At 69.9% G+C, this 24,058-nt stretch carries 25 protein-coding genes and 1 tRNA gene; 13 read left to right on the plus strand and 13 right to left on the minus strand.

The features are described from left to right. The first annotated feature begins 101 nt into the window (after positions 1 to 101). On the plus strand, positions 102 to 305 hold the full coding sequence (locus ACH442_RS46335; RefSeq protein ID WP_396344601.1) for a hypothetical protein: 204 nt from the start codon (positions 102 to 104) through the stop codon (positions 303 to 305). Between the two features lie 173 nt (positions 306 to 478). On the opposite strand, the gene ACH442_RS46340 is transcribed toward ACH442_RS46335, so the two are convergent. The 4 genes from ACH442_RS46340 to ACH442_RS46355 all read right to left on the minus strand — a co-directional run bounded on the left by ACH442_RS46340 (position 479) and on the right by ACH442_RS46355 (position 6,280). Further along, a complete protein-coding gene (locus tag ACH442_RS46340) occupies positions 479 to 1,222 on the minus strand; it encodes a LytR/AlgR family response regulator transcription factor (RefSeq protein ID WP_396344602.1) in 744 nt (247 codons plus the stop codon). 541 nt (positions 1,223 to 1,763) lie between these two features. Continuing rightward, the gene (locus ACH442_RS46345) at positions 1,764 to 3,047 is read right to left on the minus strand and encodes a histidine kinase (protein ID WP_396344633.1); all 1,284 of its coding nucleotides are present in this window, start codon (positions 3,045 to 3,047) and stop codon (positions 1,764 to 1,766) included. A gap of 594 nt (positions 3,048 to 3,641) precedes the next feature. Beyond that, positions 3,642 to 5,237: a sugar transferase gene (locus ACH442_RS46350; protein ID WP_396344603.1), complete on the minus strand. Its 1,596-nt coding sequence runs from the start codon at positions 5,235 to 5,237 to the stop codon at positions 3,642 to 3,644. Positions 5,238 to 5,416: 179 nt separating this feature from the next. Further along, positions 5,417 to 6,280, minus strand: coding sequence for an Fpg/Nei family DNA glycosylase (locus tag ACH442_RS46355; protein WP_396344604.1), 864 nt, complete (start codon positions 6,278 to 6,280; stop codon positions 5,417 to 5,419). Positions 6,281 to 6,304: 24 nt separating this feature from the next. Here ACH442_RS46355 and ACH442_RS46360 point away from each other — a divergent pair, with 24 nt between their 5' ends. Then, positions 6,305 to 7,471 (plus strand): glycosyltransferase family 4 protein, encoded by a 1,167-nt coding sequence (locus tag ACH442_RS46360; protein ID WP_396344605.1) that lies wholly within the window; start codon positions 6,305 to 6,307, stop codon positions 7,469 to 7,471. Positions 7,472 to 7,609: 138 nt separating this feature from the next. Then, complete coding sequence (locus ACH442_RS46365) at positions 7,610 to 8,998, plus strand: arylsulfotransferase family protein (protein WP_396344606.1); 1,389 nt, start codon at positions 7,610 to 7,612, stop codon at positions 8,996 to 8,998. Positions 8,999 to 9,071: 73 nt separating this feature from the next. On the opposite strand, the gene ACH442_RS46370 is transcribed toward ACH442_RS46365, so the two are convergent. Genes ACH442_RS46370 through ACH442_RS46380 form a run of 3 tightly spaced genes read right to left on the minus strand, consistent with a single transcriptional unit; the run spans position 9,072 to position 11,558 of the window. Then, positions 9,072 to 9,803: a CDP-alcohol phosphatidyltransferase family protein gene (locus ACH442_RS46370; protein ID WP_396344608.1), complete on the minus strand. Its 732-nt coding sequence runs from the start codon at positions 9,801 to 9,803 to the stop codon at positions 9,072 to 9,074. After that, positions 9,778 to 10,839, minus strand: a complete 1,062-nt coding sequence (locus tag ACH442_RS46375) for an iron-containing alcohol dehydrogenase family protein (RefSeq protein WP_396344609.1) — start codon at positions 10,837 to 10,839, stop codon at positions 9,778 to 9,780. Before ACH442_RS46375 ends, ACH442_RS46370 begins: the two co-directional genes overlap by 26 nt. Beyond that, entirely contained in the window at positions 10,827 to 11,558 is a 732-nt protein-coding gene (locus ACH442_RS46380; RefSeq protein ID WP_396344610.1) for a sugar phosphate nucleotidyltransferase, read from the minus strand. The genes ACH442_RS46375 and ACH442_RS46380 overlap by 13 nt, the downstream gene beginning before the upstream one ends. Positions 11,559 to 11,622: 64 nt before the next feature. On the opposite strand from ACH442_RS46380, the gene ACH442_RS46385 reads away from it, so the two are divergent. From ACH442_RS46385 to ACH442_RS46395, 3 genes are all read left to right on the plus strand, one after another. Further along, complete coding sequence (locus tag ACH442_RS46385; RefSeq protein WP_396344611.1) at positions 11,623 to 12,717, plus strand: PLP-dependent aminotransferase family protein; 1,095 nt, start codon at positions 11,623 to 11,625, stop codon at positions 12,715 to 12,717. A gap of 164 nt (positions 12,718 to 12,881) precedes the next feature. After that, positions 12,882 to 14,009, plus strand: a complete 1,128-nt coding sequence (locus ACH442_RS46390; protein ID WP_396344612.1) for a magnesium and cobalt transport protein CorA — start codon at positions 12,882 to 12,884, stop codon at positions 14,007 to 14,009. A 16-nt stretch (positions 14,010 to 14,025) separates the two neighbouring features. Continuing rightward, positions 14,026 to 15,021 carry a type VII secretion protein EccB gene (locus ACH442_RS46395; RefSeq protein WP_396344613.1) on the plus strand — a complete coding sequence of 332 codons (996 nt, stop codon included), beginning with the start codon at positions 14,026 to 14,028 and terminating at the stop codon, positions 15,019 to 15,021. 10 nt (positions 15,022 to 15,031) lie between these two features. On the opposite strand, the gene ACH442_RS46400 is transcribed toward ACH442_RS46395, so the two are convergent. Next, positions 15,032 to 15,601: a hypothetical protein gene (locus ACH442_RS46400; RefSeq protein ID WP_396344614.1), complete on the minus strand. Its 570-nt coding sequence runs from the start codon at positions 15,599 to 15,601 to the stop codon at positions 15,032 to 15,034. Between the two features lie 170 nt (positions 15,602 to 15,771). Here ACH442_RS46400 and ACH442_RS46405 point away from each other — a divergent pair, with 170 nt between their 5' ends. Both ACH442_RS46405 and ACH442_RS46410 read left to right on the plus strand, forming a co-directional pair. Further along, on the plus strand, positions 15,772 to 16,296 hold the full coding sequence (locus ACH442_RS46405) for a peptidylprolyl isomerase (RefSeq protein ID WP_396344615.1): 525 nt from the start codon (positions 15,772 to 15,774) through the stop codon (positions 16,294 to 16,296). A 21-nt stretch (positions 16,297 to 16,317) separates the two neighbouring features. Beyond that, a complete protein-coding gene (locus tag ACH442_RS46410) occupies positions 16,318 to 17,229 on the plus strand; it encodes a rhomboid family intramembrane serine protease (RefSeq protein ID WP_396344616.1) in 912 nt (303 codons plus the stop codon). 129 nt (positions 17,230 to 17,358) lie between these two features. On the opposite strand, the gene ACH442_RS46415 is transcribed toward ACH442_RS46410, so the two are convergent. Beyond that, positions 17,359 to 17,760: a PH domain-containing protein gene (locus tag ACH442_RS46415; RefSeq protein WP_396344617.1), complete on the minus strand. Its 402-nt coding sequence runs from the start codon at positions 17,758 to 17,760 to the stop codon at positions 17,359 to 17,361. Positions 17,761 to 17,848: 88 nt separating this feature from the next. On the opposite strand from ACH442_RS46415, the gene ACH442_RS46420 reads away from it, so the two are divergent. Further along, a complete protein-coding gene (locus ACH442_RS46420; RefSeq protein WP_396344618.1) occupies positions 17,849 to 18,262 on the plus strand; it encodes a hypothetical protein in 414 nt (137 codons plus the stop codon). Here ACH442_RS46420 and ACH442_RS46425 read toward each other — a convergent pair. Continuing rightward, positions 18,254 to 19,123, minus strand: coding sequence for a transketolase family protein (locus ACH442_RS46425; RefSeq protein WP_396344634.1), 870 nt, complete (start codon positions 19,121 to 19,123; stop codon positions 18,254 to 18,256). The genes ACH442_RS46420 and ACH442_RS46425 overlap by 9 nt on opposite strands. Before the next feature lie 5 nt (positions 19,124 to 19,128). Continuing rightward, positions 19,129 to 19,782: a thiamine pyrophosphate-dependent enzyme gene (locus ACH442_RS46430; RefSeq protein ID WP_396344619.1), complete on the minus strand. Its 654-nt coding sequence runs from the start codon at positions 19,780 to 19,782 to the stop codon at positions 19,129 to 19,131. A 47-nt stretch (positions 19,783 to 19,829) separates the two neighbouring features. Between ACH442_RS46430 and soxR the strand changes: the two genes are divergently transcribed. Next, a complete protein-coding gene (soxR, locus tag ACH442_RS46435; RefSeq protein WP_396344620.1) occupies positions 19,830 to 20,273 on the plus strand; it encodes a redox-sensitive transcriptional activator SoxR in 444 nt (147 codons plus the stop codon). Between the two features lie 29 nt (positions 20,274 to 20,302). Here soxR and ACH442_RS46440 read toward each other — a convergent pair whose 3' ends face one another. Then, the gene (locus tag ACH442_RS46440) at positions 20,303 to 20,653 is read right to left on the minus strand and encodes a hypothetical protein (protein WP_396344621.1); all 351 of its coding nucleotides are present in this window, start codon (positions 20,651 to 20,653) and stop codon (positions 20,303 to 20,305) included. A gap of 232 nt (positions 20,654 to 20,885) precedes the next feature. Further along, positions 20,886 to 20,970 (minus strand) — tRNA-Ser (locus tag ACH442_RS46445). Between the two features lie 76 nt (positions 20,971 to 21,046). On the opposite strand from ACH442_RS46445, the gene ACH442_RS46450 reads away from it, so the two are divergent. The 3 genes from ACH442_RS46450 (at position 21,047) to ACH442_RS46460 (ending at position 23,843) form a co-directional block, all read left to right on the plus strand. Beyond that, on the plus strand, positions 21,047 to 22,009 hold the full coding sequence (locus ACH442_RS46450; RefSeq protein WP_396344622.1) for an NAD(P)H-quinone oxidoreductase: 963 nt from the start codon (positions 21,047 to 21,049) through the stop codon (positions 22,007 to 22,009). A gap of 213 nt (positions 22,010 to 22,222) precedes the next feature. Beyond that, positions 22,223 to 22,777, plus strand: coding sequence for a DUF4352 domain-containing protein (locus ACH442_RS46455; RefSeq protein ID WP_396344623.1), 555 nt, complete (start codon positions 22,223 to 22,225; stop codon positions 22,775 to 22,777). 235 nt (positions 22,778 to 23,012) lie between these two features. Beyond that, the gene (locus ACH442_RS46460; RefSeq protein WP_396344624.1) at positions 23,013 to 23,843 is read left to right on the plus strand and encodes a C40 family peptidase; all 831 of its coding nucleotides are present in this window, start codon (positions 23,013 to 23,015) and stop codon (positions 23,841 to 23,843) included. Positions 23,844 to 24,058: the final 215 nt, after the last annotated feature.

Raw genomic sequence — 24,058 nt, forward strand, 5'->3', positions numbered from 1 at the left:
GGGTTGATTCGGGCGTATCGGCCAGCCGTAGCCGAGATTGCGTGTTCTCAACCCTCCGATAACTCACCTAACGTTATTAAAACGTCCAGTTAGACACGGACGTGGCCGGGGATCTGCTGGACAGATGCTGCGCCGAACTGTCGGGTGCCGTCTGGACGTCGCTGTTCTCGTTCCGGCCCACGTTCGAGCTGGTGGCCCGGGAGCTCTACGGGCGGCTCGCTGCACAGATCGCGCAGCTGACGTACGTCGAGCTTCGGGACGAGGCGTTCGGCTCGACCACCCGCTACTGGGCACCTGAACAGTAACGGACAGGGCTTGCCGGAGGGGCTGCGAGCTGGACATTCGGGCGGGAGATCGGCGGGCGAGTCGTGGGCCTGTGGAGTATCAGCCGCGGCTTAAGACAGGCTTGTGGTTATCCCCCGCCAGCCTGTGGATAACTCTGTGGGTAAGTCGGTGGGGTTGTGGATAGTGGTGTGGATTAGCGCGTCCAGTCGTGCTTCGCGGCGCGAATCAGACGGTCTTTCAGTTCCCGCGTATGCCGTCGGCTGACCGGGAGCTCCACCCCGTCAACCGCGACGACATAGCCGGAACCGGTCAAGCGCAGCTCGGTGACCAGCCGCAACTGCACCAGATAGGACCGGTGGATCCGGGCAAAACCGGCGTTGGCCCAGCGCTCGGCCAGAGTAGCGAGCGAGACCCGGACCAGGTGAGAAGCGTCCGCGGTGTGCAACCGTGCGTAGTCGCCCTGCGCCTCGACCCACCGGACCGACGAACGCGGCAGCATCCGGGTCGTGCCGGCCAGCTCGACCGGGATCGCCGGCTCGTCCGCCCCGGACGCCGACGGTGCAGCCGGAACCGCCCGTAGCCCCGCCACACGCCGTAACGACTCCCCGAGCCGCTCGGCGCGCACCGGCTTACGCACGTAGTCGGTCACACCCAGGTCGAACGCGTCCACCGCGCCGTCGTCATAGGCGGTCACGAACACGATCGCCGGCGGGTGAGCGAACCGGCGCAGGATCCGGGCCAGCTCCATGCCGTCCAGCCCAGGCATCCGGATGTCCAGGAAAACCGCGTCCACCTCGGTGTCCCGCAACACCCGCAGCGCCTCAGTCGCATCCCCGGCGCGGTGCACGTGGGCGACCCGGCCGTCCGCATCCAACAGATAGGCCAGCTCGTCAAGTGCCGGTGGCTCGTCATCCACCGCCAATACGACCAAACTCACGTCCACCCCCGCCCTCGCTGCTCCCCGACGGTCCCGACGCCGACGGTCCCGACGCCGGCGGTCCCGACGCCGGCGGTCCGCATGCTGGCGGTCCCGACGCCGGCGGTCCGCATGCTGGCGGTCCCGACGCCGGCGGTCCGCATGCTGGCGGTCCCGACGCCGGCGGTCCGCACGCCAGCGGTCCGCACGCCAGCGGCCCCGCCCCCAGTGCCATAAGCCCCGGGGACCCAACCCACCCCATCCGGCTGGCGCCGAGCGTCGCCTCCACCCCTCCGACACACCGCTGGCCGCAGCCCGGACGTGCCCGGCCTGCGCTCAGAGGTGTCTGCGGGCTTGCGAGACACCTCTGCGGCCCAGCCGAGACCGGTTGGCTGGCTCTCGGATGTGCTCCGGGTTGTTCGATGCAGCGCTGGGGGGCAGACGAGCCTGGTGGGCTGGCTGCCAGGGGTGCATCGAGCGGCGTTCGGGTGACGGGGTGAGGCGGAGTGAGCGGTGCTGGCGCCGGGCCTGCTGGCGAGCGAGCTGCGGGGCGTGGGCTGGGTCATGCGCGGACCTCGGGGTGGAACTTCGGGACTCGCATGCTCACCTTCGTGCCCGCGCCGGGGGCCGTCTCGACGACCAGGCCGTGGTGATCGCCGAAGACCGAACGTAACCGTTCGTCCACATTGACCAGGCCCACGTGCTGGCCGTCCTCGTTGTCCGAGCCGTTCTGCCCGAAAACTGACGGATCCATGCCCACGCCGTCGTCCTCAACCGTGATGTGGCATTCGGCTCCGGCGTCACGGGCTTCGATGTTCACCATACCGACGCCGGGTTTGCGGGACAGGCCGTGACGGACCGCGTTCTCCACCAGGGGTTGCAGACACAGGAACGGGAGGCCGACGGGCAGCACCTCGGGGGCGATCTGCAGCCTGACCTGCAGACGGTCGCCGAAGCGGGCGCGTTCGATGGTGAGGTAACGGTCGATTGAGCGGAGTTCCTCGGCCAGGGTGGTGAACTCGCCGTGGGCCCGGAACGAGTAGCGCGTGAACTCGGCGAACTCCAGGATCAGCTCACGTGCCCGCTCCGGGTCGGTGCGCACGAACGAGGCGATCGCGGTCAGCGCGTTGTAGATGAAGTGCGGGCTGATCTGGGCGCGCAGCGCACGGACCTCGGCTCGGGCCAGCCGTTCCCGTGAGGAGTCCAGCTCGACCAGCGCGAGTTGGGAACCCGCCCAGCGGGCCGCCTCCAGCGTCGCCTGCACGAGACCCGGCGCCGGTGGGCCGTCCGCAACCGCGATCAGAGCCGCCGCCCCGGAAGATCCACCCGCGGTCGCGCCGGTCGGCCCGGGAGAACGCCCCGAGCGGCCTGTGTTCGCGGTTGTCGTGCTGGTGGAGCGGCCTGACCGGGTGGCCGCTGTGGTGCCGGTGGAGCGGCCTGGGCGGGTGGCTGATGTGGTGCTGGCGGAGCGGCCCGGGCGGGTGGCTGCTGTGGTGACCGGATCCGGAGCGCGGCCGGTGACGTCGGGGCCGGGGAGCGGGGCGACGACCGCGCCGCGGACCACGCAGTCGACGCGGTCGCAGGGCAGGTCGGAAGCGGTCAGGACGATCGAGCGGCGGGTGTCGAGGGCGCGCCGGGCGGCGGCGGTCAGCTGGTCGGAGTGGTGAGCGCCGCGCCCGTCGAACGCCAGGCACGTCTCACCGTCGGACAGGCTCAGGCCGACCGCGCCGACGAGGGTGCGCAGATGCCGGGCCGCTTTCGCCGCGGTGGCCGGCGTCAGCCCGGAGCGCAGCGGCTCGGCCGCCAGGGAGGCCGTGTGCAGCACCTCCCAGGTGGCGCGTTGCATCGTCGTGGCGATTCCGCGCCGGGCCCGCAGGCGCAGCACCGCCACCACGGCGGCGGCGAGCGCCGCCAGCACGGCGACCACCGCGAGCACACTTCCGATCTGCCCAGCCACGGCACAGATCCTGACGCCTCCGAGCCTCCAGCGCCATGCCACTTCTTCCCGCTGTGGACAACTCCGTCAACCGGTTCCTCCTGAATGCCACTGTGGATATCCACGGCCGGCGGAGCGGGTCCTGGTTGCCGCTGGTCATGAGGCACGAGTGATCACGGTGAGAACCAGCCGGAACCCGCAGGCGCGTGCTTTCCGGGACCCACTGCGGGATCGCAAGCTCCTGGCCGTGGGGCCGGCCGGCTCGAGTGTGCCGGCGGGTTTGCTGCCCGGACCGTGCCCACCCACGGAGGCCGCCCTGGAGGGCTGAGCGTTCTGGGCGCCCCGCGCCCTGCTCGGCCCGGAAGGGCCCCCGCGGGAGCGACGATCTGGACCACAGCGGAGATGGGACATGAAGAATTTGATCTTCAGAGGCGGAAGCGAGCCGGGCCGTGCGCCAAGAAATCAGGCCCGCGACCTGAAGTCGCGGGCCAGGAAGACGATGGCTCAGTAAGCGCCCTTGCGCCTGAGCACGACGAAGATCGTCCGCCAGAGGATGCTCAGGTCGTAGGTCAGTGACCAGTTGTCGACGTAGTAGAGGTCGAGCCGGACCGCCTCGTCCCACGACAGGTCGGAGCGGCCGCTGACCTGCCACAGCCCGGTGATGCCGGGCCGGACCAGCAGGCGGCGCCGGACGTCGCCCAGGTAGTCGCCGTCGTCGGCGGGCAGCGGGCGCGGGCCGACCAGCGACATCTCGCCCTTGAGCACGTTGATCAGCTGGGGGAGTTCGTCCAGCGACGTCGCGCGCAGCTTCTGCCCGAAGGCGAAGATTCGCGGGTCGTGCTTCATCTTGAAGAGCATGCCGTCGGACTCGTTGAGTTCCTCCAGCGTGGCCTTGCGTTCCTCGGCGTCGATGTACATCGTCCGGAACTTCCAGACCTTGAACGTCTGGCCGTCGTGGCCGACGCGGGTCTGCCGGAAGAAGACCGGGCCGGGGTCGGAGAGCCGGATGCCGAGCGCGATGACGGCCAGGATCGGGCTGATCAGGATCAGGCCGATGCCGGCGACGACGCGGTCCAGCAGGTTCTTGATCAGCCAGCCGGGGCCGGAGAGCGTGGGCTCCTCGACGTGCAGCAGCGGCAGGCCCTCGATCGGGCGGATGTGCACGCGCGGGCCGGCGATGTCGGTGAGCTGCGGCGCGACGACCAGGTCGACGCCGGTGCCCTCCAGCTGCCAGGCGAGGCGACGCAGCTCACCGGGCTCGTTGCTGGCCGAGCCGCAGACCGCGATCGTGTCGGCGCCGACCTCGCGGACCAGCGACAGGACGTCACGGCCGGTGTAGATCGGGATCGGGGTCTCGATGCCGCGGGTGGCCGCGTAACCGTCGGTGATGTGGATCGCGACGGGGATCAGGCCGGCGGCCGGGCTGCGGGTGACCGCGGTGTAGACCTCGAGCGCCTCGGGGAGCGTGCCGACCAGGATCATCCGGTGCGCGCCGTGACCGGTGCGGCGCCGGGACAGGTGCAGCACCTGACGGGCGGCGACGCGGCCGGTCAGGATGAACAGCAGCGCGCTCAGCGACACCGTGGCGACCGTGCCACGGGACAGACCGGTCTTGGTGGCGAACGCGAGCAGGGAGACCGCGGCCACAACGGTGACCGAGGTACGCACGATGCGCTTGAACTCTTCACTGCCCAGGCCCAGGTAACGGCGGTCATACGTGCCGTTGGTCCAGAGCAGGAGCAGCCAGCCGAGCGGAAGCACCAGGTACGCGAAGAAGTTGAAGAGGTCGCCGCCCTCGAAGAACCACCAGCTCTTGCCCTGGAAGCCGGAGCGCGACTTCTCGAGCGCGACGTCGGCGATCCAGCTGGCGCCGAGCGTGGAGAGCAGGTCGAGGACGATCAGGACCGCGGTGTAGGGCCGATGCCAGCGGGAGAGCCTGCGTTTTTGCCGGGTCCACGCCGATCGGGGGACACCGTTGCTCGGTGGCTGCTCCTGTTGCTGCGGCCACTCGAAGCTGTCGTACCGCACGGGCTTACTCCGGCTGCTGTCGGTCGTTGGGCGATGCAGGCTAGTCGTCACTTCGCCTACGTCCTCCCGCATCCGGAAAAAGATTACGCACCGCCACCACCTCGGGGCCGTCGGTGGGTCCGCAGATACCCGTTCGCGTCACAACGGGTGCCCAGGGACCGGGCCACTATACCGATGGATCGGCCGGAGAGAAGGTGACGTTGTGGTAGCAATCCTTACCGACACCGTCAGTGACCGGCCGGTGGCGGTCCTCACCGGACCAACTTGGACAGGCGGCGGTCGGCGAGCGGTTTTCCGCCGGTCTGACAGGTGGCGCAGTATTGCAGGCTCTTGTCGGCGAACGAGACCTCACGCACGGTGTCTCCGCAGACCGGGCATGGTAGACCCGTACGGGCGTGCACCCGCATCCCCGCCCGCTTCTCGCCCTTGAGCTCGGCGGCTTTCTGCCCGACCGAGCGTTGCACGGCGTCCGTCTCCACTTCGCGCATCGCCTCGTACAACGTGGTGAGCTGCTCGTCGGTGAGCTTTCCGGTGAGTGCGAATGGCGACATCCGCGCCACGTGCAAGATCTCGTCGGAGTATGCATTGCCGATCCCGGCGAGCACCTCCTGATCGGTGAGGATGCCCTTGACCTGGCCATTTCTGGACCGGATCACATCAATGAACTCATCCCGGGAGACCGCGAGAGCGTCCGGACCGAGCCGCGACACGCCCGGGACCTCGGTCTGTGGGTCACGAACCAGGTAGGCGGCGAGCGACTTCTGCGTGCCGGCCTCGGTCAGGTCGAACCCGGAACCGTCGTCGAGCCGCACCCGGATCGCGATCGGCCCGCTGCCCGGTTTGAGCGGGGCCGGCGACTTGAACGCGTCGCGGTAGTGCAGCCAGCCGGCCCGGGCGAGGTGGACCACCAGGTGCACCTCGGGGCCGATGCCGATGTCCAGGAACTTGCCGTGCCGCCCGGCCGAGGTGATCGGCAGGCCGGTCAGGGCGGAGGGCGCCGGATCGTACGTCTTCAACGCGCTGAACGAGGAGACCTCGAAGCGCTGCACGGTGTGGCCGACCGCGCGCTCCCGCAGGTACGCAGCGAGCGCCTCGACCTCAGGGAGTTCGGGCACAGGTCCACGGTAGCGTTCTGACCCGTGAAGGTGGTCGTTGCGCACAACCGGTACCGCGAGGCGATCCCCTCCGGGGAGAACGTCATCGTGGACACCGAGATCGAGCAGCTCCGGGCGGCGGGCCTGGAAGTGCTGCCGTTCCAGCGGAGTTCCGACTCGATCTCGGGTTTCTCGAAGAGCCAGAAAGCTTTACTTCCGGTTTCCCCGATCCTGGGAGTCGCCGCTCAACGCGATCTTGCCGAGTTGATCGAGACCGAAAAACCGGATGTTCTTCACCTTCATAACCCTTATCCACTTTTATCGCCCACGGTCATCCGGACCGCGCACAAATACGAAGTCCCGGTCGTCCAGACCGTGCACAACTACCGCCAGGTCTGCTCCTCCGGGCTCTACTTCCGGGACGGCCACAACTGCCGGGACTGTCGCGGCAAACTGCTCGGCTGGCCGGCGATCAAGCACAAGTGCTACCGAGGCTCCGCGGCGCAGAGCGCGATCATGGCGACCACCCTCGCCGTGCACCGGCCGACCTGGCGCTCGGTGGACCGCTACATCGCGCTCACCGACAAGATCGCCGCGCACCTGACCGACTACGGCATCGCGCCCGACCGCATCGTGATCAAGCCGAACGGCCTGCCCGACCCGGGTCAGCCGGATCCGCTCGGCGACGGGTTCCTCTACGGCGCCCGGCTCTCCCCGGAGAAGGGCCTGGGCCTGCTGCTGGACGCGTGGCGGCGGCACCCGGACGGCTCGCTCGGCCCGCTGCGGATCGCCGGTGACGGGGAGTTGCGCCACCTGGCCGAGCAGGCCGCGGCCGAGCGGTCCGACGTCACCTACCTGGGCCCGCTGGACCGGGCCGGGATGACCGCGGCCCGCCGGGCCGCGTCCGTCGTCGTCGCCGTCCCGACCTGGGAGGACGTGTTGCCGACGGTGATCCTGGAGGCGATGGCGTCCGGGCGGCCGGTGCTCGGCACGAAGGTCGGCGGGGTGCCGTACCTGATCGGGGACGCGGGCTGGCTGGCCGAGCCGGATCCGGCGGCGCTGGCCGCGGTGCTGCCTGTCGCGCGGGCCGAGGCAGCCCGGACGGCGGTCGCGGCGCGCGAGCGCTATCTCACCCACTTCCACCCGGATGTGCTGACCAAGCGCCTGATCGAGGTGTATTCGGACATGCATTCACAGCGTCCGTTGAGGTAGCTCCGGGGCAGGGCGGGGAATCTCGCGGGCGTGGTCTCCCGACGTGCTCTTCTTGTCGGCTCCGCCGCGGCCGTTGCCGTCGGCGGAGCCGGGTTCGCTCTAGGCAAATCCGGGGAAAAATCCGGACAAAGCGCTCCAGTGGCGACTGCTGCGCCGCCCAAGTTCCGCTCCCGCCCCGACCTGCGCACCCTGCCCGACGTCACGATCACCACCGCGGCGAACGGCACGACCCCCGGATACATCCTGCTCACGCCCGCCTCCGGCACCGGCCTCTGGGGCCCGATGATGGTCGACGAGACCGGTTCCCCGGTCTGGTTCAAGAAGGTCCCCGACCCGGCCACCGTGGCGATCGACTTCAAGGCCCAGCTGTACCAGGACAAACCGGTGCTGACCTGGTGGGAGGGAACCATCGGGGGCACCGGCGGGCAGGGCGTCGGCCAGGGCGAGTTCGTGATCGCGGATCAGGCCTACCGGGAGATCACCCGGGTGCGCGCGGCCGGCACCGAGCAGGCCGACCAGCACGACTTCGTGATCACGCCACGGGACACGGCGCTCTTCTGGGTCTACGACCCGATCCCGTACGACCTGTCGCCGGTCGGCGGCCCGATCGACGGGGTGCTGCACGACGGCGTGCTCCAGGAGATCGACATCGCCACCGGCAAGCGGCTCTTCGAGTGGCGGGCCAGCGACCACGTGACGCTCGCCGAGTCGTACGCGCCGCTGCCGCAGGGCGACTCGGCCCACCTGCCCTACGACTACCTGCACCCCAACTCGGTCGGCCTGGACGCCGACGGTCACCTGCTGCTCTCGTCGCGGCACACCTGGACCGTCTACAAGGTCCACAAGAAGACCGGCGAGGTGATCTGGCGGATCGGCGGCAAGAAGTCCGACTTCACGGTCGACGAGCAGGCCGCCTTCTACTGGCAGCACGACTTCCGGCGGCGACGCGACGGCAGTTACAGCGTCTTCGACAACGGCGCCGGGGTGACCAAGGAACGTGACTACTCGCGCGGGCTGGTGTTCAAGGTGGACGAGGCCGCGAAGAAGGTCACCTTCGTGTCCGAGTTCGTGCACCCGGACCGGGTCTCGGCACCGACCCAGGGCAACTTCCGTGAGCTGGCCGACGGCGGCTCGTTCATCGGCTGGGGGCAGGATCCGCACTTCACCGAGCACGCGCCGGACGGGACCGTGCGCCTGGCCGGGCACCTGCCGCTCGACAACCAGTCGTACCGGGCCTACAAGTCCGAGTGGGCCGGTGCCCCGCACGACCAGCCGGCGCTCGGCCTGCGCGTCGAGAACGGCAACGTGATCGTCAGCGCCAGCTGGAACGGGCACACCGGCATCGCCCGGTGGCGGGCGCGGGCCGGCGGGCAGCCGCAGCAGCTCGGCACGACGGTCGAGGCGGCGCGCACCGGCTTCGAGACGACGCTGACCGTCACCGGCACGCCGGAATACGTGGTCGCCGAGGCGTTGGACGCCACGGGGACGGTGCTGGGCTCGTCATCGGCGATTCCGGTGCGGGTCTAGATCAAGATCAAGCCCATTGGCGCGTACGTCGGGAAAGGCGCTCCCGCGACGTACGCGCCAATCGGTTTTCGATCTAGCCTCGGAGCGCGCTGCGCCCGGTGAACGCAATGCTGGCCGCCAGAAATCCGCCGTTGACCAGCGTGAACACTGCCACGAACCAGACCGCGAACTGCGGCGCCACGACGAGCAACAGCCCGGCCAGAGCGATCACCGCGCCGTAGTCACGAATCAGCTTCACCGCGCGCACCGTCGGCGAACGGCTGGTCACCATGCTCGACGCCTGGGTACCTTGCTGCATCACCGACGTGACCAGGTTGACCATCCAGGTCGCGGCGAACGCGGACAGCAGCCACGCCGGGGTGTCCGGCTCCTGCGCCTTGGCGGTCGTCGACAGGGCCGCCACCAGCGCCGACTGCACCGCCACGTCGCAGAGCACGTCGAGCCGGCCGCCGGCCGCGGTGCTCTGCCCGGTGCCACGGGCGAGTTGGCCGTCGGCGCAGTCCAGGGCATACGCCAGTTGCCAGCCGGCCAGGGCGATCAGCCCGATCAGCGTTCCGGGAATCCGCTCGTCGGCGACCGGGCCGGCCGCCGCGATCACCACGAACGCGGTGAGCAGGCCCAGACCCAGGTTGAGGATGGTCAGCGCGGTCGGGCTCAGGCCGTGGCGGCGCGCGAGGACCGCGATCCGCGAGCCGATCCGCTGGCTGATCGCCTCGCTGAACAGGCCGCCGCCACGGTTGACCGCGTAGTAGTCGGCCGCCGTGGGGTGGGCCGCGGGCTCAGCGGGCCGCGAGAACGTGCGCATACTCGGTCAGCCTCTGCCGGGTCTCGTCCGGCGTCATCGCCAGATGTTCGAGGATGGTGTAACGGTCCGGCCGGGTTCGCGGGGCGAACTCGACGGCCCGGGCGAACTGCTCGTCGTCCAGCCCGACCTCGGCCGGTAGGCGCGGGAGCCGGTGCCGGCCCAGGCAGTCGGCCATCTGGGCGAAGCGCCGGTCGTCGCCGCGCAGGAACGTGCAGAACAGCGCGCCCAGCCCGGCCAGCTCGCCGTGCGAGGCGGTCCCCGGGTAGAGCGCGTCGATCGCGTGCATGATCTCGTGACAGCCGCCGGACGACGGCCGGCTGCTGCCGGAGACCGCCATGGCCAGGCCGCTGGCGATCAGCGACTCGGCCAGCACCGTGACGAACGCGTCGTCGCCCATGTCACCGGGCATCGTCAGCACCGCCTCGGCGCCCATCCGGGCCAGCGACGCGGCCAGTCCGTCGACCGGCTCGTCGCGGATCACGCGGGCCAGTTCCCAGTCCGCCAGCGCGCTGATGTTGCTGATCACGTCGCCGATGCCGGCCCGGTTGGCGCGGTCCGGCCCGGTCTCCACGAAATCCAGGTCGACGATCACGCCGAACGGGATGTGAACGCCGTACGACCCCTTGATCCCATCGTTGACCAGGCTGGCCACCGGTGAGGCGATGCCGTCGTTGGCGAGGCTGGTGGCGACCGAGACCATCGGCAGGCCCCAGCGGCTGGCCGCGTACTTCGCCGTGTCCACGGTCTTGCCGCCGCCGATCCCGACCACCGCGTCGTAGTTGCCCGAGCGCAGCTCGTCGGCCAGGTCCAGGGCCGCGTCCAGGGTGCCGCCGCCGGTGACGTGGATCGTCGCCGCGCACAGCGACGGCCGCAGCGTGGCGGCGATCCGCTCGCCCAGGCCGGGCCCGACCACGACCGCGACCTCGCCACCGGCCGAGATCCGGCCGTCGGCGAGGATGCGGCCCAGATCCGCGACGGCGCCCCGCCGGACCTCGATGTGCAGCGGGGTCTGGACGCTACGAACTAGCAGCGGCATGCGATGTCCCGCGCCCTGACAAGGTCATCATGGTTGTCCACCTCGATCCACTCGACCGGGCCGATCTCCGCCGCGCGGACGGCGCCGCCGGAATTCGCGTACTCCTGGAATCCGTCCTCGTAGTAGCGGTCAGGGTTGCGCTCCCAGGTCGTCTTCAGCGCGTCGGCCAGTGCCGATGCGGCGGGCGCCTCGATCAGGCAGGCGCCGATGTACTCGCCGTGCGACTCGGCCGGATCCATCAACTTCGTGATCTTGGTCAGCCGGCCGTCGGCGCCGAAAACCGTCTTCATCTCTTCGTCGGCCACCTGCTTAACGGTGTCGACGGCGAGCAGGATGCTGGGGCCGCGCGCGGCGAGAAGGCTTTTCTCGACGCCGACCGGGTGCACGGTGTCGCCGTTGACGACCAGGGCGCCCCGCGCGAAGTGCTCCCGGGCCAGCCACAGGGAGTACGCGTTGTTCCACTCCTCGGCGCGGTCGTTGTGCACGAGGGTGAGGCGGACACCGTACGTACGCTCGAATCGGTCTTTTCGCTCGTGAATGGCCTCGGCGCGGTACCCGGCCACGATCGTCACGTCGCTCAGTCCCACCGCGGCGAGGTTCCGCAGCGTGATGTCCATGATCGTGATCTCGCCGTCCACCGGGATCAGCGCCTTGGGCAGGGTGTCGGTGTACGGGCGCAGCCGTCGTCCGGCTCCGGCGGCGAGAATGAGGCCGATCATGGTTCCTCCTGCGAGTGGGAATCCGCTACGAACTGGTCGACAGCGCCCTTCTAAGCTGGTCGGCATGACCGCTGAGCAGCTCATCTCGTTCGCCCGTGGTGCTCCGTCGCTGGACATCGTCGACGTGGAAGGCCTGAAGGCCGCCGCCGCCCGCGCTTTCGACAACGATCCGGCCGGTGTCACCGCCTACGGCACGTCCGTCGGATATCTGCCGCTGCGGAAGTGGATCGCGGACAAGCACGGCGTCTCGCCGGACCAGGTCATCGTGACCAACGGCTCGCTGCAGGCCGACGCGTTCCTCTTCGGCCACCTGGTGCAGCCCGGTGACGACGTGGTCGTGGAGAAGCCGACCTACGACCGCACCCTGCTCAACCTGCAGAACCTGGGCGCCAAGGTGCACCAGGTGACGCTGCGCGAGGACGGCATCGACATCGACGAGCTGCGCGGGCTGCTGGAGTCCGGGGTCCGCCCGAAGCTCGCCCACATCATCCCGAACTACCAGAACCCGGCCGGGCTCACACTCTCCGCGGAGAAGCGCCGGGCACTGCTGGCCCTGGCCGAGCAGTACGAGTTCATCATCTTCGAAGACGACCCGTACGTGGACATCCGGTTCCGTGGCGAGCCGCTGCCCTCGATGCTGTCGCTGGACACGAACAACCTGGTCGTGCACGCCTCCAGCTTCACCAAGACGGTCTGCCCCGGCGTCCGCGTCGGTTATCTGGTCGGCCCGGCCGCGCTGATCGACGCGATCGCGAAGAAGGCCACCAACCTCTACATCTCCCCGGGCATGGTCTCCGAGGCGATCGTGCACCAGTTCTGCGTCTCCGGTGCCATCGAGAAGTCGGTCCGGACCGTCAGCGAGGCGCTGGGCGAGCGGGCCCGCGTGCTGGCCGACTCGATTCGTGACCGGATCCCGGGCGCGACCTTCACCGAGCCCGACGGTGGGTACTTCCTCTGGGTCGACCTGCCCTCCGACATCGACGTGGACAAGCTGTTCCCGGCGGCCATGAAGAAGGGCGTCGCAATCGTCAAGGGCAGCGACTTCCTGCTGGAGGGCGGCCACAACTCGGTGCGCCTGGCGTACTCCGCGGTCACCGTCGACCAGATCGACGAGGGTGTCCGGCGGCTGGCCGAGGCGATCGACGAGGTTCGCGGGTAATTTCCCGGTTTCCACCCGGACGGGCGCGGGAAGTAGTAAGTCCGTCCGGGTGGGCTCCGTGAGTCCGACCCCCCGCCGACTTCGGTGGCCCGCCCGGCCGTACCTCCCACGGACCGGACGAAGTAGCCTCGATTGGTTTGTCGGGTCAGGCGGGGGAGGTCGGCATGAGCGAACAGGAAAACGGTTCCTGGAGCCGTAACCGCCCGCTGTCCAGGGCATGGGCGGCCCGTGCGATGAATCGCTTCCTCGGCTCGGCCGAGACGAACCAGCAGCCCGGTGAGACCGGCGTGGACGGCAGCGCGGTCGTCGACTGCGGCGTCTACGTGGCCGGCCAGCGGATTCCCGGCGCCTTCACCCCGGACCAGGCCTTTGACGAGGTCCGCCGACGCGACGACGCGTTCGTCTGGCTCGGCCTGCACCAGCCGTCCGAGCAGGAGATGACCGGGATCGCCCACACCTACGGCCTGCACGAGCTGACCGTGGAGGACGCGGTCAAGGCCGAGCAGCGGCCGAAACTGGAGCAGTTCGGCGAGGTGCACTTCCTCGTCCTGCGGACCGCGCGGTACGTGCCGCACCAGGAGCTGACCGAAAGTTCCCAGGTGGTCGAGACCGGCCAGATGATGATCTTCGTGGGTGACCGGTTCGTGATCACCGTCCGGCACGGCGAGGCCTCCGAGATGTCCCCGGTCCGCGCCGACCTAGAAAAACAGCGGGCGAACCTGCTGGAGCAGGGCCCCTGGGCGGTCGCCTACGCGGTGACCGACCGGGTCGTCGACCATTACATGGTGGTGGCCGAGCAGGTCGAGGCCGACCTGGACCTGATCGAGGAAGGCGTCTTCTCGCGCGATCGCAGCGCCCCGATCCAGCAGGTCTACCAGCTGAAGCGGGAGCTCGTGGAGTTCCGCCGGGCGGTGGTGCCGCTGCAACGCCCGCTCGCCGGGATCATCGCCAGCCAGGGCGTGGTGCCCAAGGAGATCCGGCGGTACTTCCGGGACGTGCAGGACCATCTGACGCGTACGGTCGAGCAGGTCTCCTCCTACGACGACCTGCTCAACTCGATCCTGCAGGCGCGGCTGGCCCAGGTCACCGTCGACCAGAACAACGACATGCGCAAGATCGCGGCCTGGGCCGGTATCGCCACTGCCTGGACCGCGGCGGCCGGCATCTACGGCATGAACTTCGAGTACATGCCGGAACTCCACTGGCGGTATGGCTATTCGGGGCTGATGGCGGCGCTCGCGATCACGACTGTGATCCTCTACCGCGCGTTCAAGCGCAACGGCTGGCTGTAGATATCGATAAGCTGCGATGGTGCGGGAGCTCCAGACTCAGCGGCTGATCAGCGCGCTCGTCGCCCACGACGCCGATCCACGCCGGCTGCCGCTGCGCCGGGCCGGGACGGTGACCCTGACCGGTGTCCTGCTCGCCGCGCTCGCCACCGGCCTCCTGGCCGGTTACGGCATGCTCACCGGCGCCGGCCTGGCCTCGCCGACCGACCCGTCGGCGATCCTGCTCGACCGTGGGACCGGCGCACGCTACGTCTACTTGGAGTCCGACGCCCGCCTGCACCCGATCCTCAACTACACGTCCGGGCTGCTGCTGGTCGGGCCGTCGGTGAAGGCGGTCGCGCCCGGGAAACTGGCGAAGGTGCCGCTGGGCACGACGCTCGGCATCGCGGATGCTCCCGAGTCGCTGCCGGCCGGCCTGCTCGCCGATGCCTGGACGGTCTGCACCGACCGTGCCGGGCACGGCACGCTGCTGGTCGGGACCGTTCCGGCCGGTGCACCGCTGACCGGGCGCGCACTGCTGGTACGGGATCCCGCCGGGCGGACGTTCCTCGTCCGTGACGGGCGCCGGTTCCAACTGCCGGCGGGCGGGGCGGGCCGCACGCCGTCACCGGTCGCGGCCGCGTGGATCGACGCGGTGCCGGCCGGCCCGGACCTCACCGCGGTGCCGTCGACTGCAGAAACAGCCGATTTCGCCGTACGGGCATGTGTCACCCGTCCGATGAACGAGCCGGCGACCATCCGACTCGACGTCGCCGTCCCCGAGGGAACCACACCGACCGGTCAGACGCGGATCGACGCCGTGCACGTGCCGCGCGGAAAAGGCGCCGTCGTCACCGCGACCACCGGCGCCGTGCACCTGGTCACCGACGACGGCCGTGGCTTCCCCCTGGCGAGCGCGGAACTGCTGCCCCGGCTCGGCTACCCCGACGTGAAGCCCGTCACCGTGCCGGCCGAGGTGCTCGCACTGCTGCCGGCCGGCCCTCTCCTCGACCCGGAGGTGGCCGGCCGACACTGAGCAGCGGTTACTACTTCGCGGGGAAGGACTTGCCGGTCTGGTCCGAGGTCGCCGCGGTCCCGTTCGACGTGGTGTAGACGGTCGGCTCCAGCGGCTCGAACGCGGCGTCGTCCGCACCGGCGACCGGCGTCGGGTTGGGCGCGGCGTCGTACTCCTCCCACTGCGCCTGGCTGCGACGCTTGGCATACCAGGCGGCACCGACGCCGAGCGCGGTGCCCAGCAGGGCGTACCCGGCGAGCTTGCTGCCCCGGCCGCGCTGCTTGCGACCCAGCGCCTTCTCGGCCCGGCGCTGAAGCTTCTCGGCCTGCTTACGCTGGGCCTTCAGCTCCTTCTTGGAAACCTTCTTCGTGCTCTTGCCGGCCTGCCGCACGTTCTCGGTCGCGGCGGCGACCAGCGGGGTCAGCGTGGCCAGCGCGCTGTCCCAGCTCTGCGTCGCGGCGCCCTTCGCCTTCTCGGCGGCCGGCTGGACGCGCTCGACGGCGGCATTCAGCCGAGGCCCGACCGTCGCGCTGGTCTCCTGAGCAGCGATCGAAGCGGCGCGCTTGAAGTGATCCACGCTCTGCCCGAGCTCGTCACGCATCCGCGCGCTCCGGCGCTTACGGCGCATCGTTGCCAACACCAGTGCCACCTCCTGTGGTCTTGTTCCAGCTCATGTTGCCTTCTCGGGTACCCCCGCGCGGCCGGATCAGACACATGGGGGAGGATCCGAACTGAAGAGACTGTTCCCATCCAACGCAGACGGGAGTACCCGTGGCCGAGACGATTTACGCCACCCTGCACACCAACCACGGTCCGATCCGGCTTCAGCTGTTCCCGGACCACGCTCCGGCGACCGTCCGGAACTTCGTGGATCTGGCCGAGGGAACGAAGGAGTACACCGACCCCCGCACCGGTCAGAAGGGCAGCGGGCCCTACTACGACGGCACGATCTCGCACCGGGTCATCGCCGGCTTCATGATCCAGCTGGGCGACCCGACCGGCACCGGCCGCGGCGGCCCGGGCTACCAGTTCGCCGACGAGTTCCACCCGGAGCTCTCCTTCGACCGGCCGTACCTGCTGGCCATGGCGAACGCCGGGCCGGGCACCAACGGCTCGCAGTTCTTCATCACGGTCGGCCCGACCCCGCACCTGAACCGTCGTCACACCATCTTCGGCCAGGTCGCGGACGAGCAGTCGGCGAAGGTCGTCGACTCGATCGCGAACACCCCCACCGGCCCCGGCGACCGTCCGCGTGAGGACGTCGTGGTCGAGCGGGTGGAGATCGAGCGTTCCTGACGCTCACGGTACCTTTGGGGAATGAGCGAGGCCCCCTCCACGACGCCGGTGTGCTACCGCCATCCGGAGACGGAAACCCTGCTCAGCTGCAGCCGGTGTGAAAAGCCGATCTGCCCCAAATGCATGAATGACGCGGTTGTCGGCTATCAATGCCCCGACTGCGTCAAGGACGGCCGCCGGGGCCAGCGGCGCGCGCTCAATGCCTTCGGCGGGAGTCGCGCCGCCGGCCAGGCGGGTTATGCCGTGCGCACCATCATCGGGATCAACGTCCTGGTGATGGTGGCATCGGTGATCCTCGGCGGCCCGCGCGCGATCGCCGGCGCCGGTGGTTTCTTCGGCCTGCTCGGCTCGGGCACCCCGGTGACCGACGCCGGCGAGGTGATCGGCTGGGCGTCGTACCCGGACGGCAGCGTTCACGGCATCGCCGACGGCGAGTGGTACCGGCTGGTCACCGCCATGTTCCTGCACTACGGCGTGGTGCACCTGCTGCTCAACATGACGCTGCTGCTGCAGATCGGGACCTATCTGGAGTCCCGCTTCGGCCCGGCGCGCTTCCTCGCGATCTACTTCCTGGCCGGCATCGGCGGCAACGTCGCGTGCTACCTGTTCCAGGCGCCCAACCAGCCGTCAGCCGGCGCCTCGACGGCCACGTTCGGCCTGATCATCGCGATCATCATCCTGAACCGGCGGCTGATGCTGGACACCAGTTCGCTGATCCCGCTGCTGATCACCAACCTGCTGTTCACGTTCGGCATCCCGCAGATCTCGAAGGCCGGTCACCTCGGCGGTCTCGCCGTCGGTGCGGCCGTGACCACGGTGCTGGCGTATTCGAAGCTGCCGCACCGCACCGCCAAACAGGTCGTCGGCTGCGTGATCCTGCTGGGCGCGCTGATCGCCCTGTCGATCTGGCGCACTTACGACATCCTTCCCTGATCGGGTGCGCCCGCGAGTCCGTCCCGGCTCACCGTGGCTATTCGTGCCTCTCAACTACGGTGAAAACCAACCGGGGGCTGGCGGCGCGCTGCTGAGAGTGCTTCCGAGCGGGCTTCGCGGGGGCTTGACTCAAGTGCGGAGGCCGGCGAGCTCGGTGAGGACGTCCTCAGGGTGCGCGCCCAGTTCCTGCTTCCCGAAAAGGTAGATGGCGTCGCCGGCGTCGATCTCCAGCAGCTCGCTGCGCAGGCCGCGTCGTGTGGTGCGGTCGACCCGCACCCTCTCCACCTCGGACCAGCGCACGTGCCGCCGCCCGGCGAAGCCGGTCACCACGGTCACCCCGGCGGCGTCCGCGGCGAGCCGGACCGGGACGAGCAGATCCCGCAGCGCCCAGAGGGCGAGCCCGGCACCGACCAGGACGGCGAGTGCCCATCGGATCGAATCGTGGCCGGCGAATGCGACGGCGAGCACCACCACGGCTGCCGCGCCCATCAGTTTGGTGACCGGCAGGACCGGCTTGACGCGCCATTGCATGGGCACACTATGGCAGCACGAACGTTGTAATTCCTTATTCAGCAGCTCAGCCCGCTGCCTCCGCCGTTCACAACCCGTTAAACAAGTCATGGACGTGATCTCGCGTACGTTCCTTCCCGCCACCGTCGAAGCCGGCGCAGCGATTCCCAGCCGGCACCTCCCGATCGTCGAGCGTTGCGTCGACGCCGGCGACGACGCGGTTCTGGTGACCCGGTGCACGCGGCCGGACGCCCCGCTCGCCGGTGAGTACCTGCTGCTGCTCACCCACCGGCGCCTGATCGTGATCCAGCGGACGCCGCTGCTGCACCGGCTGCGCCTGCACCTGAACACGAACCTGCGGCATCTGAGCAACGTCACCTGGCGTCCCGACCTGAGCCGCCCGGCCCTGGAGATGGCGGTCACCGCGGTGGACGGGGTGCGCGAGCGGTTCCGGATGAAGTTCCCCGACACCGGATCGGTGTGGCTGTTCGAGGCGAAGCTGCGCGAGGTCTTCCTAAGCTAGGAACGCTTGAATCGACGCCCGCAGACCGGCCGTGTCCAAGCCGTGGACACGGGCGTGGTCCTCCCAGGTTCCGTAATTCCGTACCTCGGCCCGGCCCACCCCGAGGTGCAGCGCCCGGTGTGGCAGGCCGCTGAGCGCCTCGCTGACCAGGCGCGCCGACGTGCCGGCCAGGTAGGGCTCGACCACGATCACGTCGCCCGCGGTGAGCAGTCGCAGTCCCTCGGCGTCCAGCGGCCGCGGCGTATTGGTGTACGCCACGGTGACGTCCAGGTCCGCGGTCGCCGCGAGCACCGGGTCGAGCATCGGCCCGACCGCGACCACCAGCGGTCCACCACGCCTGAGCACGCACAGCTTCCCGCCGTCCCGGTACGCCCGGGCGTTCTCCTGCAACCCCAGCCGGATGTAGACCCGGTCGTCGTGCCGGGCCGCCTCCCGCAGCATGGCCGGCACCTCGTCGTGGTGCCCGGGAACCAGCACGGTCCAGCCGTCGAGCGTGTCGAGCAGCGCGACGTCACCGGGTGAGTGGTGGGTGTACCCGGAGGCCGCCGAGTCGTAGGACGCGCCGATGCTGACCAGCACCGCGCCGGTGTCCTGGTGCCCGAGGTCGAGCTTGATCTGCTCGTACGCCCGGTCGATCAGGAACGGCGCGTAGGAGTGCAGGTAGGGCCGCAACCCGGTGAGCGCCAGCCCACCTCCGACGCCGACCATCAGCTGCTCCCGGATGCCCACGTTGAGCGCCCGATCGGGATGTGCGCGCAGCGCCGGCTCGAACACGTCGGCGGAGATGTCGGCGAGCACCAGCGCGGTCCTGGGATCCTCGTCGAGCAGCGCGGTGGTGGTGGCGACGAACGTCTCCCGCATCATCTTCAGCTCCACTTCGGTTCGACCGTCGCGACGATCACATGCGGTTTTCCGGTACGGACGAGCAGGCCCCGTTCGATCTCGTCGTGGTCGTGCCCGTCGACCAGGGAGACCGTCCAGCCGGGGAAACGGGCCGGGATGCCGCCCGGCCAGCCGTGGGTCGCCGACCGGTTGTCGATGACGACCGCGGTCAACGGCAGGGGCAGCGCCGCGGCGTACGCGATCGCCTCGTGATTCGACCCCTCGTCCAGTTCCGCGTCGCCGAGCAGCACGAACGTGCGGCTCTCGGTGTAACCCTGGGCCCGCAGCCCGAGGGCGACCCCGACGGCCAGCCCGAGGCCGTGCCCGAGTGAGCCGGTGCCGGCCTCGACGCCGGGGATCAGCAGGCGGTCCGGGTGCGTGCCGAGCGGGCTGTTCCACTGCCCCATCCGGTCCAGCCAGTCGTCGGGGATGAAGCCGCGGTCGGCCAGCACCGCGTAGTACGCGGCCGGCCCGTGCCCCTTGGAGAGCAGGAAGCGGTCACGGTCCGGCTCGTCGGCGGTCTCGGGCGTGATCCGGAGGACCCGCTCGTAGAGGACGCGGATCACGTCCAGTGTGGAATGCGCGCTCGGCGCGTGCTTCTCGTCACCGGTCAAGCGGTGCAGCGCGGAAACAGTCATGTCGGATAGGCTGCAACTTGAAGTGAACTTCAACTCAAGGGGACCGCATGGAGACCCTCACCATCGGCGAGATGGCCGCCCGCAGCGGGGTGGCGCCCTCAGCGCTGCGCTACTACGAGCGGGAGGGCCTGCTGCACGCCGCCCGGACCGGCGGTAACCAGCGGCGGTACGAACGGGCCGACCTGCGCCGGATCGCGTTCATCAAGATCGCCCAGCAGGTCGGGGTGTCGCTCGAAGAGATCCGCGAGGCGCTCGCCGAGCTGCCGGAGAACCGGACACCCACCAAGGCCGACTGGTCGCGCCTCTCCAGCCACTGGCGGCACCGGCTGGAGGAGCGGATCGCCATGATGGAACGGCTGCGTGACCAGCTCACCGGGTGCATCGGCTGCGGCTGCCTGTCGCTGCAGCGGTGCAGCCTGATCAACCCGCGGGACCGGCTGGCATCACAGGGCACCGGGCCGCAGATGATACTGAATCCACCGCGGGACTGACCCGAACTCCGAGCGGCCGGCGCTTGTCCTCAGGCTCCGAGCGGCCGGCGCTTGTTCGCTTCCACCTCGGCGTCGGCGATGATCCGTGCGGCCTCCTTGTTGGCCTCCGCCACCTTGTCCGCCGCCTGTTCCTCGGCGAGTTGCAGGATCTGCTCGACCCGCGCACCGAGCCCGCTGAGGGTCGGCTTCTCCTTCCCGGTGACGGAAGCCGCGCTCGGGCCCGGGATCAGGTCCTTGCCACCGTCCCGCTTGCCGAACGCGACCAGGAGCAGCCCGAGACCGCCGGCCACCGCAGCCGGGATCGTCAGCGCCGCACCGGTCTGAGCTCCCACGAACGCACCCAGCCCGAGAGCGGCCAGCACGATCCCGAATGTCCTCACGGCCGGATCGTAACGACCGTCGTCGAAATCCGGCAGGTCCACGGGTTTCTGCTCTGACCGTGTCTGCCCACGGAGGCCGCCCTTGCGGCCTGAGCGTTCAGGGGCGCCCCGCGCCCCTGCTCAGGCCGGAAGGGTCCCCGCGGGAGCGGCGGAGAAGGACCACCGCGGAGATCGGACAGGAAGATCTTGAAGTTGATCTTCCAGGCAAAACATCCGCCAGGCGGGCGGGAAGCGGAGGATGTGGGATTCGAACCCACGATGAGTTTCCCCATACCGGTTTTCAAGACCGGCGCCATCGGCCACTAGGCGAATCCTCCCGTAGTGCGGCTCCAGTCTGCCAGATGCCTCGGCGACGCTGTCGCTTGTGTCGTACCCGTGAGGCATTGTCGGGGGATGCACGCGATCGTGATCGAGGAGAAGCAACTGCGCTGGGCCGAGGTTCCGGACCCGGAGCCGGCCCGGGGCGAGGTCGTCGTCGACGTCACCGCCGCCGCAGTGAACCGCGCTGACCTGCTGCAACGGCAGGGGCACTATCCACCGCCGCCGGGAGCGCCGATCTATCCGGGCCTGGAGTGCTCCGGAGTGATCAGCGCGGTCGGGCCGGGTGTCGAAGGTCATCATGTCGGCGAGCGGGTCTGTGCGCTGCTGGCCGGCGGGGGCTATGCGGAGCGGGTGGCGGTGCCGGCCGGTCAGCTGCTGCCGGTGCCGGCCGGGCTGTCGCTGGTCGAAGCGGCCGCGCTGCCCGAGGTGGCGTGCACCGTGTGGTCCAACGTGGTGGCGCATGACCGGTTGCGGGCCGGGGAGACCTTCCTGGTGCACGGCGGGGGCAGCGGGATCGGCACGTTCGCCGTCCAGTTGGGCAAGGCGCTGGGGGCGAGGGTGCTGGTCACCGCGCGGGCGGCGAAGCACGAGCGGCTGCGGGCGCTGGGTGCCGACGTGACGATCGACTACTCCGAGCAGGATTTCGTCGAGGTGGTGCACGAGGTCACCGACGGCCGGGGCGCCGATGTGGTGCTCGACATCATCGGTGCGAAGTATCTGGCGCGCAACATCGAGGCTCTCGCGGCGAACGGGCGGATCTCGGTGATCGGCTTTCAGGGCGGCACCCGCGCCGAGCTGGATCTGGGTGCACTGATGGCCAAGCGCGGCACGGTCTCGTCGACCTCGTTGCGGGCCCGGCCGCTCGCCGACAAGGCGCGGATCGTCACCGGCGTCCGTGAGCAGGTCTGGCCGCTGGTCGCAGCGGGGCTCGTGAAACCGGTCGTTCACACCACGATGGCGCTGGCCGAGGCGGCCGAGGCGCAGCGCGTGATGGAGACCAGTGACCACCTGGGGAAGATCGTGCTGCTGCGCTGATCACCCGATCGGGGGAAGATCTACGTCATAGTATGACCGATAAAGTCCTTTTTGCGGAGTGTCGCGGCGTTCTCCGGCCGTGGCGAACCCAGCATGGACGGACAGCGCGTCCGGCCCACGGGCGCGCCCCGGCTCCGTTCCCTGGGGGACTCCGTGACGTACACCTCGCACCGGGCTACGACGATCCGGGTGGTCGATCCGGATGACGACGGCGTGGACGAGTGGGCGCTGCGCTGGCGAGCGCGCATCTGGGTGGGCGGCGGCATCCTCGTCGCCCTCGCCCTGGTCGCCTTCGGGATCTGGGCGGTCGCGACCGCAGACCGTCCCGCCGTCGGTCCGAGGGTGATTCGCGGTCTGCCCCCGGCCGACTACCAGGACGCCGTTCCCGGCGGTTTCGGGCTACGGGTGCGGAACGTGCGCTGCGGCGTTTCGGCGATCGGACCGGACGGGCTGGAGCAGCGCGCCGAAGGCCAGTTCTGCCTGCTCGACGTGCGGGTCACCAACAACGGCCGGGAGCCGGAGCTTTTCGACAGCTCGGCGCAGCGCGTCTACGACACCGATGGTGGAGCCTACGCCGTCGCGGCCGAGGCTGCGGTATTTCTCAACGATGGCAGCCCGACCCTGCTGGACGAGATCCGCCCGGGCGCTTCCGTGAACGGCGTACTGCCCTTCGACGTTCCGAAGAATGCCCAGCTCAGTGAGCTCTCGATGCACGGCTCGGGAGCCACCCCGGGCATCCGGATGTCACTGCCTTCGGCTGAGCAGTAGCAGCCGTTTATCTGTTCGAGATCAGGGGGACAATTATCTGAATCCACCCACGCCGTAATTCAAGGTGTGTTGGCATGGTCCACGGAATGCACAAAAGTTGTCCGGGTTCCCATTGCCCTCCTTCGACGGCGGCAATAGCGCGGTAGAGCAGGTTCACCCGCGCTGATGATGGGATTCGCGCGAGTGCCCCGGGCCTATTTCGGAGGCAACACTGCACGGTACGTCCACCCGCCGCGTGCTGACCGCCGGCGCACTAGCGCTCGCCGTCATCGCACCGGCCGTAGACCCTGCCGAGCACGCCACGGAGGCTTCTCAAGCTCCGCAGGCCTCGTCGGCAAATCCGGAGCCACCGGTAGCGGACCTTGCGACCCGCGTCGTCCCGGGCGGCTTCGATCCCAGCCTCTACGAGCACCGTGAGCAGCTCGCGCTGCGCGCGACCAGGTCGCTGCAGCGCCGGGCCGGTACCGTCCGGCCCGCCCCGCCGGCCGCGGTACGGGCGGGCGCGGCGGTGACGCCGGTACGCCGCTCCGCGCTCGGCACGCCCCGGCGGACCGGCCACCGCGCGTCCCAGCGCGTCGAGCGCGGCGTGCAGCGACAGGAGGCGGTACGCCAGTACCGGGCGCCCCAGCGGCGCGTGGTGGTCGCTCAACGGCGAATCACGGTGTCGCACCGCGGCATGGTGCGCAAGTCGGTGCGGCGGACCGTGGAGCGGCCGCTGGCAGCCGCGCGCGGCGGGCAGATGAGCGCGGTGATCGCGTACGCCCGATCCCAGCTCGGCCGGCGCTACGTCACCGGCGGCGAGGGCCGAGGCGGGTTCGACTGCTCGGGGCTGACCCGGCAGGCGTACGCCCGGGCCGGGATGCGGCTGCCGCACTCGTCGCGGGCGCAGGCGGCCCGGGCCCGCACGATCCCCCGCGGTCAGGCGCGACCGGGTGACCTGGTGGTCGGCCACGGCCACGTGGGCATCTACATGGGCCGCGGGATGATGATCGACGCGGGGAACCACCGGACCGGGGTGGTCTACCGCAAGCTGTACCACGGCCTGCAGGTCAAGCGGATCCGCTGAGCCTGATGGCTCGGCTCCGGCTCGCGGGCTGAGCCTACCGGCGTCGCCTCCGGCTCGCGGGCTGTGCCTACCGGCGTCGCCTCCGGCTCGCGGGCATTGCGCCCTTGGCGGCCGGCGCCGAGAGGGGGGCGACGGGGCGCGAACCCGCAGCCGCGGGATGCGCGTTGTGTTGGTGGGGCGGGGGCGCGGGGGGGGCGGGGGGCGGGGGGGGGGGA

This window comes from Actinoplanes sp. NPDC020271, assembly GCF_044388125.1.
Classification (GTDB): domain Bacteria; phylum Actinomycetota; class Actinomycetes; order Mycobacteriales; family Micromonosporaceae; genus Actinoplanes.